We start from the raw sequence: 13,677 nt of genomic DNA, 5'->3' as shown, positions 1-13,677 counted from the left end.
GCGTCACACAGACGTTGTAACACGGAAACGATGAGTAATCATCGACTCCAGTGCCCAGGTGGCGGAATTGGTAGACGCACTAGGTTCAGGTCCTAGCGGTGGCAACACCGTGGAAGTTCGAGTCTTCTCCTGGGCACCACTTATTCAAGGATAAAGTCAGTCACTGACAGGCTTTATCAGGCGGGTTCGGAACCCTGAAACCGAACGATAGACCGCCAGATGCAACCAAGGGTTGCATCACCGCAAGACGATGAGCGATCATCGCACCCCATGCTGAAAAGCATGCCCAGGTGGCGGAATTGGTAGACGCACTAGGTTCAGGTCCTAGCGGTGGCAACACCGTGGAAGTTCGAGTCTTCTCCTGGGCACCATCTTCAAACGAAAAAGCCGAGCACTGCTCGGCTTTTTCGTTTTCGGCTTTCCGCCTCGCCAAGAATTCAAACCTGGTGCAGGAGCGGGCTCCGCCGGCAATGAATCAGCTCCGCGCCGAGCCCGACCCAATCGCCGACAGCGTTCGCCTCCCCACAAACACTGGGGCCGTGCGCACCCTCACGCCTTGAACTGCCCCAGGCTGGCGCGCAACTGGCCGGCCAACCCATCGAGCACTCGCCCACTGCTGGCCGTCGCACTCACCGCTTCCGCGGCTCGACTTGCTTCAGCATGGATCACCTCGACCCGGCCGCGCACCGCGGCAGCACCAGCCGCCTGCTGCTGCGCCGAATGGGTCGCCGCCTCGATGGCCCCGTGCACTTCCTCCACCGCACTCTGCACTTCCCGCTGCAGCCGCTCGCTATCCTGCAACGCGGCCAACCCCTGAACAGCCTGCTCACGAGCCTGCCCAATAGCGGAGACTGCCTCCCGTGCACCCTGCTGCAACGCACCGATATGCGACTGAATATCGCCCGTGGACTGCTGGGTCTTGCTCGCCAGCGCTCGCACCTCATCCGCCACCACGGCGAAACCGCGCCCACTTTCACCCGCACGGGCCGCTTCGATGGCGGCGTTCAGCGCCAGCAGGTTGGTCTGTTCGGCGATGCCATGGATCACCGAGAGCACCACCTCGATCTGCTCGCTCTGCCGCGCCAGGCGCTCGATCACACCGGCCCCGCTCTGCACGCGGGACTCCAGGGTTTCGATCAGGCCACCGACCCTGCGGGCAATGGCTGCATTGTCCTGCGCCGCCTTGCGGATCTCTCCGACCCGCGCCAAGGCCGCCTCCATGGAGCGACTCTCCATTTCCGCTTCCGCCGCCATCCCGGAGAGCGCCTCCAGGCTACCGGCGACCTCATTGCGCTGCCGGTCCGTCGCCGCCTCGGCGCTGGCACTGCGAGTGGCCAGCGCGGCAATTTCACTGCCGGTCTGCTGAGCAACCTGCCCGGCCTCTCGCACGATGGGCTGAAGCTTGTCGACGAAGCGATTCACCGCGGTCGCCATCTCGCCCAGTTCATCCCGACTATCCAGGCGCACCCGGCGAGTCAGGTCACCCTCGCCCGCCGCCAGGTCATTCAACGCATTGATCAGCAGGCGCAGACGATTCACCACGCGATGGCCGAGCACGATTGCCAGGCACAGCAGCACACCAAGACCAACCAGCACCAAGCCCATACCGATGCGCAAACGCAGGGTACCCGCCGCTTCTTCGATGGAGGTCTTCGCGCCCCGGCTCATGCCGTCTGCCGCCTGTTTCGCCGACTGCAGACGCGCAGTCAGCGCCCTGGTGCTGTCAGCAGCTGCGCCGGCAAGGCTGTCCCCCACCAACTGATCGCCACTGGCGACCAGGGCAGAGAAGCGCTGATCCAGCGCGGCGATCTGCTTTTCGATCGCATCAGTGGAAACACCCAGGCGCACCTTACCGATTTCCACGCCATTCGGGCTGATCGGCGCTTCAACGAGAAACACCGAGCTGTCGTGGCTCGCGGCCTCCAGCACCTTGTCCAGCGCCCGCTCACCCTTGCCTTTTTCCAGCAGCGCCTTAACCCGCTCATCCTCGCGATTGAGGTAACGGGTGAGGTGCTGGCCTTGCGGATCGTCGTAGACCACGAAGAGCACATTGGGATTAGCCTGGGCGCGCCGAGCGTAATCGGAGAGCAGCGGCACGTCGTTGTCCCACATGGCCTTGGGCGCCACGGCGGCCAGCAGCTGCGCCAATTCGGTGGCGGATTGGCGCAGGCTCTGCTCCAGGCTCTGACGCAACTCGCCCTGCTCTTCTTCCAGCCGCGCGGAGAGCGCCGAGCCCAGGCGCTCGCGGGTACGCGCGGAAAGATCATTCAAACCGGAGGTAACTTCGCGACCGGCCTGCTCCAGCTCACCAGCCAGGCGTTGCGATTCGTTACCCAGGTGATCCCCCAGATCGCTGACCAGGCCATCGACGGTGCTGCGAGTGAGCCACAGGGCAATCGCCAGCTGCACCAGCAGCGCGATGCCCAAGGCGATGAATGCGGGGCGCAGCAAGCGACTGCGCAGGAGCGACAGGACGGCGGACACGGCAGGCTTCCTCCGGGAGGCAACGGAACTCCGGCGCAGGTGGCGCGCCGATCCGTTTCACCAGCAAAGCGCGTGCCGGGCAGCAAAACACGGAGGGCAGAAACGACAACGGGCCGCATAAGCGGCCCGTTGCAGTACAGCGTATGGATCAGCCGAACGGATGACGCAGGACGATGGTCTCGGCGCGGTCCGGGCCGGTGGAGATGATGTCGATGGGCGCACCGACCAGCTCCTCGATGCGCTTGATGTAAGCACGCGCATTGGCCGGCAGGCCTTCCAGGCTCTGCACGCCGACGGTCGACTCGCTCCAGCCCGGCAGGTCTTCGTAGATCGGCTGCAGGCCGATGTAGCTGTCGGCGTCGGTCGGCGCATCAGTCAGCAGTTCGCCGGCGGCATTCTGGTAGCCGGTGCAGATGCGCACGGTTTCCAGGCCGTCGAGGACGTCCAGCTTGGTCAGGCACAGGCCGGACAGGCTGTTGATCTCGATGGCGCGACGCAGGATGACGGCATCGAACCAGCCGCAACGACGGGCACGCCCGGTGGTGGCGCCGAACTCGTGACCGACCTTGGCCAGGCGGGCGCCGACTTCATCGAACAGCTCGGTCGGGAACGGGCCGGAACCCACGCGAGTGGTGTAGGCCTTGGTGATCCCCAGGATGTAATCCAGGAACAGCGGACCAAAGCCCGAACCGGTGGCGGTGCCGCCGGCCGTGGTGTTGGAGCTGGTGACGAACGGATAGGTACCGTGGTCGATGTCCAGCAACGAGCCCTGGGCGCCTTCGAACATGATGTTCTCATCGGCACGGCGCAGGTCATGCAGGGTCGAGGTCACGTCAGCCATCAGCGGACGCAGCTCTTCGGCGTAGGCCATGCACTCATCCAGAGTCTTCTGGAAGTCAACGGCCGGTTCCTTGTAATAGTTTTGCAGGACGAAGTTGTGGTAGTCCAGCAGCTCGCCCAGCTTGGCAGCGAAGCGCTCGCGGTGGAACAGATCGCCCACGCGCAGGCCGCGACGGGCCACCTTGTCTTCGTAGGCCGGACCAATGCCGCGACCGGTGGTCCCGATCTTGGCGTCGCCACGGGCCTTCTCGCGAGCCTGGTCCAGGGCCACGTGGAAGGACAGGATCAGCGGGCAGGACGGGCTGATGCGCAGGCGCTCGCGCACCGGTACGCCCTTCTCTTCCAGCTTGGCGATCTCGCGCATCAGCGCATCGGGCGCCAGCACCACGCCGTTGCCGATCAGGCACTGCACGCCTTCGCGCAGGATGCCCGACGGGATCAGGTGCAGCACGGTCTTCTCGCCAGCGACCACCAGGGTATGACCAGCGTTGTGGCCGCCCTGGTAACGCACCACGGCAGCAGCCTGGTCGGTCAGCAGGTCGACGATCTTGCCTTTGCCCTCATCACCCCACTGGGTGCCCAGGACTACGACATTCTTACCCATAACTCTTATCCCCATCGTGGATGTTCGGTGCCGGCCGCGGCCGGCAGAAACTCGAGTGACGCGCCTCAGAGCGCGGCCACCTGCCAATTGCCATCGCGAACCAGCAGTTGCCGGTCGCAGCCCGCTTCGGTAGCCGAAGCCGCATCCTGCCCGGGCAGCGCCTGTACCACGCGCACGCCCTGACGGCGCAGCTGCTGCACCGCCTGCCACAAGCCGGCGCCATCGGCCGGCGCCCAGACTCCGGTGCGCGGCTCGTCGAGCTGGGCGCGGCCGAGAGTGACCAGGGTCTTGAGGTCGGTGGAAAAACCGGTCGCCGGACGGGCACGGCCGAAATCAGCGCCGATGTCGTCGTAACGGCCGCCCTGGGCGATGGACTCGCCAACCCCAGGTACGAACGCGGCGAACACCACGCCCGTGTGATAGTGATAGCCACGCAGCTCGCCGAGATCGAAGTACAGCGGCAGTTGCGGGAAGCGCGCAGCCAGCGAGTCGGCAATAGCCGTGATGTCCGCCAGTGCGGCCTGCACCGGAGCCGGAGCCCCGGCAAGCACTTCACGCGCCTGGCTCAGCACCTCGCGACCACCACACAACTCAGCCAACGCACGCAGCATGCCGGCGAGATCGCCTGGCAGGCCTTCGGTCAGCGCCGCGATTTCATCCACGGCCTTGCGCTGCAGGGCGTCGAACAGCAGTTGCTCGACTTCGCCGGACAGCCCGGCAGCCTGGGCCAGGCCACGGTAGATGCCAACATGACCGAGGTCCATGTGCACATCCGGCACCTGGGCCATCTCGAGCATGTCGAGCAGCAGGCTGATGACTTCGACGTCACCGGCCGAGCCGGTATTACCGTAGAGTTCGGCGCCCAGCTGGATCGGGCTGCGCGAAGTAGCCAGCGCACGCGGGCGGGCATGCAGCACGCTGCCGGCGTAACACAGGCGGTTCGGCCCTTCGCGACGCAGGCTGTGGGCGTCCATGCGTGCCACTTGCGGCGTGATGTCCGCACGGAAGCCCATCAGACGGCCGGAAGCCGGATCAGTGACCTTGAAGGTACGCAGGTCCAGATCCTGGCCGGCACCGGTCAGCAGGGATTCCAGGTATTCGATATGCGGGGTGACAACGAACTCGTAACCCCAGCGCTGGAACAGGTCCAGCACCTGACGGCGGGCTGCTTCAACGCGAGCCGCCTCCGGTGGCAGCACTTCTTCGATTCCATCTGGCAGCAGCCAGCGGTCTACCGTTGCCATGTCGCCTCTCTCCTTTTTTAGGCCGGGCGGCACTTCAATGAATGCAGTAAAGAAGGACGGTGCCGAGCAGCATGCTGCCCAGCCCGATGAGTCTCAGACTGCGGTCGCCAAGGCGCCCGAGCCCGCTCACGGCGTCGCGCCAACCACGCGGGTACAGGAATGGAAGGATGCCTTCCAGCACCAGCAACAGACAGAACGCCTTGCCGAATTCCTGCCACATGGCTCTCGTCGATCATTCTCGCGGACGCAAAAAAGCCGGGATTTCCCGGCTGACCCATGATAACACGATTTCTCCGGCGGGCGCTGCCGCCCGCCGGAGACTTTGACTTACGGTTTAGCTTTTTCCAGATAGCGGAAGAACTCGCTGCTCGGATCGAGCACCAGCACGTCCTTCTTGTCCGCAAAGCTCTCGCGATAAGCCTTGAGGCTGCGGGTGAAGGCGTAGAACTCCGGATCGGCAGAGTAGGCCTTGGCGTAGATCGCCGACGCCTTGGCATCGCCGTCACCACGGGTTTCTTCCGATTCGCGATAGGCCTCGGCCAGCAGCACACGACGCTGACGGTCGGCATCTGCGCGGATACCTTCAGCCAGTTCGCGACCCTTGGCACGGTGCTCGCGGGCTTCCCGCTCACGCTCGGTGCTCATGCGCTCGAACACGCTACGGTTCACTTCCTTGGGCAGGTCGATGGCCTTGACGCGAACGTCGACCACTTCGATACCCAACTCCTTCTGCGCCATGCGGTTCAGCGACGCAGTGATGTCACCCATCAGCGCATCACGCTCCCCCGACACGACTTCGTGCAGGGTGCGCTTGCCGAACTGGTCACGCAGACCGGCTTCCAGACGACGGGACAGACGCTCGTCGGCAATCTGCTTCATACCGGAAGTCGCGGTGTAGAAGCGCTCGGCATCGGAGACGCGCCACTTGGCGTAGGCGTCGACCATCACCGCTTTCTTCTCCAGCGTCAGGAAGCGCTGGGTCGGCGAGTCCAGGGTCAGCAGGCGGCCATCGAACTTGCGCACCGTGTTGACGTACGGAATCTTGAAGTGCAGACCGGGCTTCACGTCCGGCTCGACCACGCGACCGAAGCGCAGCATGACGGCGCGCTCGGTCTGTTGCACCACGTAGACGCTGCTCCAGACGGCAACAGCAACCACCACACCCGCGATGAGGGCGATCAGGGACTTGTTACTCATCAGCGGCTCTCCCGGGTACGCGTGTCACGCTGCTGCAGGTCGCTGGCGACCCGCGAACCGATATCCGGCGTGCTGCTGCTCGCGCTGGGCGCGGTGCTCGGAGCTGCCGAACCACGGCCATCCATCATCTTGTCCAGCGGCAGGTAGATCAGGTTGTTCTGACCTTGCTGGCCGGTGACCAGCACCTTGCTGGTCTGGCTCAGGACATCCTGCATGGAGTCCAGGTACAGACGCTGACGGGTGACTTCCGGAGCCTTGTGATACTCACCGGCCAACTTGGTGAAGCGGTCTGCCTCACCCTGGGCGCGGGAAACCACTTCATCGCGGTAGCCGTTGGCTTCCTCGATGATGCGCTGGGCCTGGCCACGGGCTTCGGGCACCACGCCGTTGGCGTAGGCTTCGGCCTGGTTCTTCTCGCGCTGCTCGTCCTCGCGGGCACGGATCACGTCGTCGAACGCTTCCTGTACTTCACGCGGCGCGGCGGCACTCTGGATGTTCACCTGAGTCACCGTGATACCGGTCTTGTAGGTATCGAGGAAACGCTGCAGGCGATCACGCACCTCGGTGGCCATCTGTTCACGACCCTCGGTGAGGATCTTGTCCATGGTGGTCGAGCCGGCCACATGGCGCAGGGCGCTTTCGGTGGCGTGCTGCAGGCTCACTTCCGGCTGGTCGACGTTAAGCACGAAGTCCTTCAGGTTGCTGACCTTGTACTGCACGGTCAGCGGAACCTCGACGATGTTCTCGTCCTCGGTGAGCATCTGACCCTGCTTGCTGTAGGCACGCTCGCGGGTGACGTTCTCCTGGAACTTCTTGTCGATCGGCGGGAAGTAGATGTTCAGGCCGGGGCCCACGGTCTCGTGGTACTGACCGAAGCGCAGGATCACCGCCTGCTCCTGTTCGTCCACCACGTAAATGGCGTTGTACAGCCACAGCACGGCAAGGATCGCCAGGCCGATACCGAACAGACCGAGGCTACCGCCCCGACCACCGCCGCCACCGCCCGAACCACTGCCGCGCTTGGGTTTGCCAAAAATTCCGTTCAGGCTGTCTTGCAGCTTGCGGAAGGCCTCATCCAGATCAGGAGGACCCTGGCGACCACCACCACGGCGTCCACCCCAGGGGTCCTGGTCGTTCTTGTTCGAGTTGTCACCCGGCTCATTCCAAGCCATAGCGCTCTCCATCTGATAACGCGAAAACGCGCCTACGGCGCGCCCACCTATGCTACCGAATGCCCCTTACCCTGCCAAAAACAGTGTGCCGGGCTTTATTGCAAAGTGTGTTGCGCAATGAACTCCGACGGCTGCCAGCCTTCGCGGCTCACCATGCGGTTCAACTCGACACGCGGCAGGCGGACCTGCAAAACGGCGCGTCCTTGTTCGTCGTGATTCTCCGACTGTACCGCACCCAGCTCGAAGAACTGAGCCCGGAGTCGTCCCAAGCGCTGTGGCAGACAGAGTGTTCCCACGAACATATCCTCCCCCAGCAACTCGGCGACCGCCTGCTCCAGCAACTCCAGCCCGCGCGACTCCCGCGCCGACAGCCAGACGCGCACCGGCTTGCCCAGCTCGTCACGCTGAATCATCGGCTGCATGTCCGGCAGCAGGTCGATCTTGTTGTACACCTCGAGCATCGGCAACTCATTCGCACCGATCTCTTTCAGCACCGCCAGCACCTGTTCGATCTGCGCATCGCGATCCGGCTCGTGGGAGTCGATCACATGCAGCAGCAGATCGGAGTTGCTGGACTCTTCCAAGGTAGCTCGAAACGCCTCTACCAGCTTGTGCGGAAGGTGACGAATGAAGCCCACGGTGTCGGCCAGCACGATCGGCCCGACGTCATTCAGCTCCAGGCGGCGCAGGGTCGGGTCGAGGGTGGCGAACAACTGGTCGGCTGCGTAGACCTCGGAAGTGGTCAGCGCATTGAACAGCGTGGACTTGCCGGCGTTGGTGTAGCCCACCAGGGACACCGCCGGAATCTCCGCACGGCGACGGCCGCGACGGGCCTGCTCGCGTTGGCTGCGGACCTTTTCCAGGCGTGACTTGATCTGCCGGATACGCCCACGCAGCAGGCGGCGGTCGGTTTCCAGCTGGGTTTCACCCGGGCCACGCAGGCCGATACCGCCTTTCTGGCGCTCAAGGTGAGTCCAGCCGCGCACCAGACGCGTGCTCATGTGTTCCAGCTGGGCGAGCTCCACCTGCAGCTTGCCCTCATGGGTACGGGCGCGCTGGGCGAAGATATCGAGGATCAGCCCCGTACGATCGAGCACGCGACATTCGAGCGCTCGCTCGAGGTTGCGCTCCTGGCTCGGCGTAAGGGTGTGATTGAAGATGATCAGCTCGACCTTCTCGGCGTGGACGAGGTCGTGCAACTCTTCGACCTTGCCGCTGCCGATCAGGTACTTGGCTGAGGGCTGATGGCGCGAAATGCTGACGAAAGCAACCGATTCCGCGCCTGCCGAACGGGCCAGCTCCTGGAATTCCTGCGGGTCTTCGCGCGCCTCGGGGTCCTGACCTTCCAGATGGACCAGAATGGCCCGTTCCCCACCACCCGGGCGCTCAAAGAACAAGGCGGACTCCCGTCAAACGTTGCCCGGCTCGGCCGGTTGATCACCGGTGGGCAGGCGCACGGGGCGGCTGGGAACCACGGTGGAAATCGCATGCTTGTAGACCATCTGGCTGACAGTGTTCTTCAGCAGGATGACGAACTGGTCGAAGGATTCGATCTGACCCTGCAGCTTGATGCCGTTGACCAGGTAGATGGAAACCGGAACGCGTTCTTTGCGCAGGGTATTGAGGTAAGGGTCTTGTAGCGAATGCCCTTTTGACATATGCCGCACTCCTTGTAAGGGTAAAAAACTGATTTAGTAGTAGTCGAATTTGGCTTAACGCCGTCCTGAACCCCAAGGATAGACGGCCGGAATTAAGGTCTCGAACCTATATGGAGACCGCCTCAAAGTATTTCAAGGCACGCGGCAAATTGTCGCTTGCCTGACTGTCCAACCAGTGTAGATCGCTCCAGCTGCGGAGCCAGGTGAACTGGCGCTTGGCCAGCTGCCGCGTGGCGATGACGCCGCGCTCCACCATCTCAGCGTAGGACAGTTTGCCCTCGAGGTAATCCCATACCTGTCGGTAACCCACCGCTCTTATGGACGGTAGCCCCACGTGCAAGTCACTCCTTGCGCGAAGGCGTTCGACCTCGGCGATGAAGCCCTGTTCCAGCATCTGGTCAAAACGTTGCGCGATACGCTCGTGCAACACCTGGCGCTGCAGAGGTGCGATCGCCAGATGAGCCACAGTATACGGTAATTGTCCACTGCCTTGCGCGCCAAGACCCGCATTTTCACTCGCCTGGCGCAGGCGGTGTGCAGTCATTGACATACCGCTGACGCGAAAGACTTCGAGGGCACGGACGAGTCGCTGGGGATCGTTGGGATGGATGCGCGCGGCCGACTCCGGGTCGACGCGAGCAAGCTCCGCGTGCAGGGCGCCCCAGCCTTCGGCGGCGGCCCAGGCTTCCAGTTCGGCACGCACGGCGGGGTCAGCACTAGGCATATCGGCCAGGCCTTCCAGCAACGCCTTGAAATACAACATGGTGCCGCCGACCAGCAGCGGGATCTTTCCGGCCGCGGTGATTTCGGCCATGGCCGCCAGGGCGTCAGCGCGGAACTCCGCAGCCGAATAGGCCTCGCTGGGGTCGCGGATGTCGATCAGGCGATGCGGGAACTCGGCCAACACGTCACGAGAGGGCTTGGCGGTACCGATGTCCATGTCGCGGTAGATCAGCGCCGAGTCCACGCTGATCAGCTCCACTGGCAGCAGACGCGCCAGTTCCAGCGCCAGGTCGGTCTTGCCGGCGGCGGTGGGGCCCATGAGGAAAATGGCGGGAGGCAGGGACATCGGGAGCTCGTTATTGCGCACTGCTGAATCGATTGGCGCGCAGTTTACTGCACTTTCCTGAACGCAACCTTACGGAAATCAACGTCCGCGCAGGAACAGCTTGTCCAGTTCGTCGAGCCCCAGCTGCGTCCAGGTCGGCCGGCCGTGGTTGCACTGGCCGCTGCGCTCAGTCACTTCCATGTCACGCAGCAGGCCATTCATCTCCGGCAGCGTCAGGCGGCGATTGGCGCGCACGGCGCCGTGGCAGGCCATGGTGCCGAGCAACTCGTTGAGGTGTGCCTGGATACGGTCGCTGGTGCCGTACTCCAGCAGGTCGGCAAGTACGTCGCGCACCAACTGCGTCGCCTCGGCCTGCTTGAGCAGCGCGGGAATCTGGCGGATCGCCAGGGTTTCCGGGCCGAGCCGCTGCAATTCGAAGCCGAGTTTGGAGAACCAGCTGCCATGCTCTTCGGCGCAGTCCGCCTCGCGTTCGCTGACGGCGATGGACTCCGGCACCAGCAGCGGCTGGCCACGCAGGCCTTCACTGGCCATCGCAGTCTTCAGGCGCTCGTACATGATGCGCTCGTGGGCGGCGTGCATATCCACCAGCACCAGGCCGTGGGCGTTCTCCGAAAGGATGTAGATGCCCTTGAGCTGCGCCAGGGCGTAGCCCAGCGGCGGCACATCCTGGCTGCTTTCCGGCAACGCCTGCGGCGCCTGGTCGGGCAGCGGAGCAAAGTAGGCCTTGTAGGCGCCCTGGGCCTCCTGGATCGGCGGCATTTCCGGGCGCGTCGGCTGGTAGCTGTAGCCACCGCCAGCGGATCCGCCGGAAGATGGGCTGGGCTGCCAGGCGCGTGCGGCGGCCGGAGCCTCCAGCACGGTCTCGGACAGGCGCATCTCGCCCTGCGGGCCGAACTCGCCGGCTTCCGCACCCGTGGGGCGCGGCGCAGTCAGGGTGGTGGCGCCCGGCGGAGCCAACTGGTCGTCCGGACGCACTTCCGCCAGCGCCCGGTGCAGGGTGCCGTAGAGGAAGTCGTGGACCATGCGGCCGTCGCGGAAGCGCACTTCGTGCTTGGTCGGGTGGACGTTGACGTCCACCACCGCGGGATCGACTTCGAAGAACAGCACGAAGGTCGGATGCCGGCCGTTGTACAGCACATCGCGATAGGCCTGGCGCACAGCGTGGGCGACCAGCTTGTCGCGCACCATGCGGCCGTTCACGTAGAAGTACTGCAGGTCCGGCTGGCTACGCGAGAAGGTCGGCAGACCGACCCAGCCCCACAGGTGCAGGCCGTTGCGCTCCACTTCGATGGGCAGGGCCTGTTCAAGGAAACCAGCGCTGCACACGGCGCCGACGCGGCGGGCGCGGGAGGCCTCGTCCTTCGCCTCATGCAGCGAGAGGATGGTCTTGCCGTTGTGGCGCAGGTGGAAAGCCACATCGAAGCGCGCCAGCGCCAGACGCTTGATGACTTCCTGCAGGTGATCGAACTCGGTCTTCTCGGCGCGCAGGAATTTGCGACGCGCCGGGGTGTTGAAGAACAGGTCGCGCACTTCGATGCTGGTGCCCACCGGGTGTGCCGCCGGCTTCACGGTGGACTCCATGTCGCGGCCTTCGACCTCCACCTGCCAGGCCTGCTCGGCATCGGCGGTACGGGAGGTCAGGGTCAGGCGCGAAACGGAGCTGATCGAGGCCAGCGCTTCGCCACGGAAGCCCAGGCTCATTACCCGCTCCAGGTCTTCCAGCTCGCGGATCTTGCTGGTGGCATGGCGCGCCAGTGCCAAAGGCAGGTCGTCGGCAGGAATGCCGCTGCCATCGTCGCGCACACGCAGCAGCTTGACGCCGCCCTGCTCAACTTCGATGTCGATGCGTTTGGCACCGGCGTCCAGGCAGTTTTCCAACAGTTCCTTGATGACCGAGGCGGGCCGCTCGACCACTTCGCCGGCAGCGATCTGGTTCGCCAGCCGCGGAGTCAGCAGCTGGATTCGGCGAACGTCACTCATTGCTGCGACGCCAGGGAGGTGCCCGGGATCTTCAACACCTGGCCAATCTTCAGCTCGTCGCTCTTGAGCGAATTGGCGCTGCGGATCGAGGACGTGCTGACATCGAAACGGCTGGCTACCATCGCCAGGCTGTCGCCACTGCGCACGACGTACTCACGCGGGCCGGAAGCCAACTGGCCGCCGTCGCGCAACGAGGCGATATAGGTGCCCGGCGGCGGGGTCTGCACGAAGTACTGACGCACACCCGCAGCGATGGAGCGCGCCAGGGCCTGCTGGTGCGAGCCGCTGGCCAGCTTGGCCGATTCGTTCGGGTTGGAGATGAACCCGGTTTCCACCAGGATCGACGGGATGTCCGGGGACTTCAGCACCATGAAGCCGGCCTGTTCCACGCGGCGCTTATGCAGCGGGGTGACGCGGCCGACGCTGGTCAGCACCTTGTGGCCGACGTCCAGACTGGAGGACATGGTGGCGGTCATCGACAGGTCGAGCAGCACGCCAGCGAGCATCTTGTCCTTGTCGTCGAGGTTCACGCCGCCGTCACCGCCGATGAGGTCGGAGCGGTTTTCCGTGTCGGCCAGCCAGCGCGCGGTCTCGGAAGTGGCACCACGGTCGGACAGGGCGAATACCGATGCACCGAAGGCGCTGCGGCTGGGCGCGGCGTCCGCGTGGATCGAAACGAACAGGTCCGCGCCCTTCTTGCGGGCGATCACGGTGCGGTTGCGCAGTGGGATGAAGTAGTCGCCGGTCCGCGTCAGTTCGGCGCGGAAGCCTTTCATCTGGTTGATCTGCCGCTGCAGTTCGCGGGCGATCGACAGGGTGATGTTCTTCTCGTGCAGACCATTCGGGCCGAGGGCGCCAGGGTCTTCACCGCCGTGACCGGCGTCGATGGCGATCACCACATCGCGCTTGCCGCCACTGCTGGGCGCGGGAATCTTGGCCACCGACTGGGCAGGGCTGACCGGCGTGGCGGGCACGCTGGGCGTCGGGGTCGCCGGGACGTCCGGGGCAATGTCGGCGCCCTGGTCATACAGGTCGACGACCAGGCGGTTGCCGTACTGCTGGTTCGGCGGCAGCACGAAGCTCTTGGGCGTGACCTGGTTCTTCAGGTCCAGCACCAGGCGCAGGTCGGTGGGCGAGCGCTGGGCAGAGCGCATCGCGGTGATCGGGGTATTGCCAAACTTGAGCTTGTCGAGCGCGGCAGACATCTGCGCGCCGTTGATGTCGACGACGATGCGGTTGGGCGCGCTCAGGGTGAACAGACTGTGCTGCACGGGGCCGGACAGATCGAACACCAGACGTGTGTTGTCCGGCGCGCGCCAGATGCGCACGCTCTTGATTTGCGTGGCGGCAGAAACCTCGCCGGCAACGAATGCCAGCAGAACGGACACCCCGATAAACAACGCCCGAAGGCGCAACCCCCAACCCATCT

Annotated in this window: 11 protein-coding genes, 2 tRNA genes and 1 pseudogene; 2 read left to right on the top strand and 12 right to left on the bottom strand. The window is 64.5% G+C overall.

Annotation, left to right across the window (positions count from 1 at the left end; all coding sequences use genetic code 11):
* Positions 1-52: 52 nt before the first annotated feature.
* Together A6723_RS01975 and A6723_RS01970 are read left to right on the top strand one after the other, a co-directional pair.
* A tRNA-Leu gene (locus A6723_RS01975) sits at positions 53-139 on the top strand.
* Between the two features lie 145 nt (positions 140-284).
* Positions 285-371 (top strand) — tRNA-Leu (locus A6723_RS01970).
* Between the two features lie 178 nt (positions 372-549).
* Here the strand turns inward: A6723_RS01970 and A6723_RS32610 are convergent.
* From A6723_RS32610 to amiB, 12 genes and pseudogenes are all read right to left on the bottom strand, one after another.
* Complete coding sequence (locus tag A6723_RS32610; RefSeq protein WP_371914037.1) at positions 550-1,434, bottom strand: methyl-accepting chemotaxis protein; 885 nt, start codon at positions 1,432-1,434, stop codon at positions 550-552.
* Positions 1,408-1,605, bottom strand: a pseudogene (locus A6723_RS32605) (HAMP domain-containing protein); the annotation flags it as partial. The pseudogene A6723_RS32605 and the gene A6723_RS32610, both read right to left, overlap by 27 nt.
* A gap of 1,027 nt (positions 1,606-2,632) precedes the next feature.
* A complete protein-coding gene (locus A6723_RS01960; RefSeq protein ID WP_054906363.1) occupies positions 2,633-3,928 on the bottom strand; it encodes an adenylosuccinate synthase in 1,296 nt (431 codons plus the stop codon).
* Positions 3,929-3,993: 65 nt separating this feature from the next.
* On the bottom strand, positions 3,994-5,172 hold the full coding sequence (locus A6723_RS01955) for an ATP phosphoribosyltransferase regulatory subunit (RefSeq protein ID WP_054906362.1): 1,179 nt from the start codon (positions 5,170-5,172) through the stop codon (positions 3,994-3,996).
* A 34-nt stretch (positions 5,173-5,206) separates the two neighbouring features.
* A complete protein-coding gene (locus A6723_RS01950) occupies positions 5,207-5,392 on the bottom strand; it encodes a DUF2065 domain-containing protein (protein ID WP_037012084.1) in 186 nt (61 codons plus the stop codon).
* A gap of 107 nt (positions 5,393-5,499) precedes the next feature.
* Positions 5,500-6,369 carry a protease modulator HflC gene (gene hflC / locus A6723_RS01945; protein WP_024764328.1) on the bottom strand — a complete coding sequence of 290 codons (870 nt, stop codon included), beginning with the start codon at positions 6,367-6,369 and terminating at the stop codon, positions 5,500-5,502.
* A complete protein-coding gene (gene hflK, locus A6723_RS01940) occupies positions 6,369-7,541 on the bottom strand; it encodes an FtsH protease activity modulator HflK (RefSeq protein ID WP_054906361.1) in 1,173 nt (390 codons plus the stop codon). The genes hflC and hflK overlap by 1 nt, the downstream gene beginning before the upstream one ends.
* Positions 7,542-7,636: 95 nt before the next feature.
* A complete protein-coding gene (gene hflX / locus A6723_RS01935) occupies positions 7,637-8,938 on the bottom strand; it encodes a ribosome rescue GTPase HflX (RefSeq protein WP_054906360.1) in 1,302 nt (433 codons plus the stop codon).
* Positions 8,939-8,950: 12 nt separating this feature from the next.
* Positions 8,951-9,199 carry an RNA chaperone Hfq gene (gene hfq, locus A6723_RS01930; RefSeq protein WP_017520393.1) on the bottom strand — a complete coding sequence of 83 codons (249 nt, stop codon included), beginning with the start codon at positions 9,197-9,199 and terminating at the stop codon, positions 8,951-8,953.
* 106 nt (positions 9,200-9,305) lie between these two features.
* Positions 9,306-10,268 (bottom strand): tRNA (adenosine(37)-N6)-dimethylallyltransferase MiaA, encoded by a 963-nt coding sequence (gene miaA / locus A6723_RS01925; protein ID WP_054906359.1) that lies wholly within the window; start codon positions 10,266-10,268, stop codon positions 9,306-9,308.
* Between the two features lie 78 nt (positions 10,269-10,346).
* The gene (gene mutL, locus A6723_RS01920; RefSeq protein WP_054906358.1) at positions 10,347-12,248 is read right to left on the bottom strand and encodes a DNA mismatch repair endonuclease MutL; all 1,902 of its coding nucleotides are present in this window, start codon (positions 12,246-12,248) and stop codon (positions 10,347-10,349) included.
* Positions 12,245-13,675 (bottom strand): N-acetylmuramoyl-L-alanine amidase AmiB, encoded by a 1,431-nt coding sequence (gene amiB / locus A6723_RS01915; protein WP_082450411.1) that lies wholly within the window; start codon positions 13,673-13,675, stop codon positions 12,245-12,247. The genes mutL and amiB overlap by 4 nt, the downstream gene beginning before the upstream one ends.
* Between the last annotated feature and the right edge of the window lie 2 nt (positions 13,676-13,677).

The organism is Pseudomonas sp. AU11447 (assembly GCF_001672555.2).
Taxonomy (GTDB): domain Bacteria; phylum Pseudomonadota; class Gammaproteobacteria; order Pseudomonadales; family Pseudomonadaceae; genus Pseudomonas; species Pseudomonas nitroreducens.
This window is presented reverse-complemented; position numbering and strand designations above follow the sequence as displayed.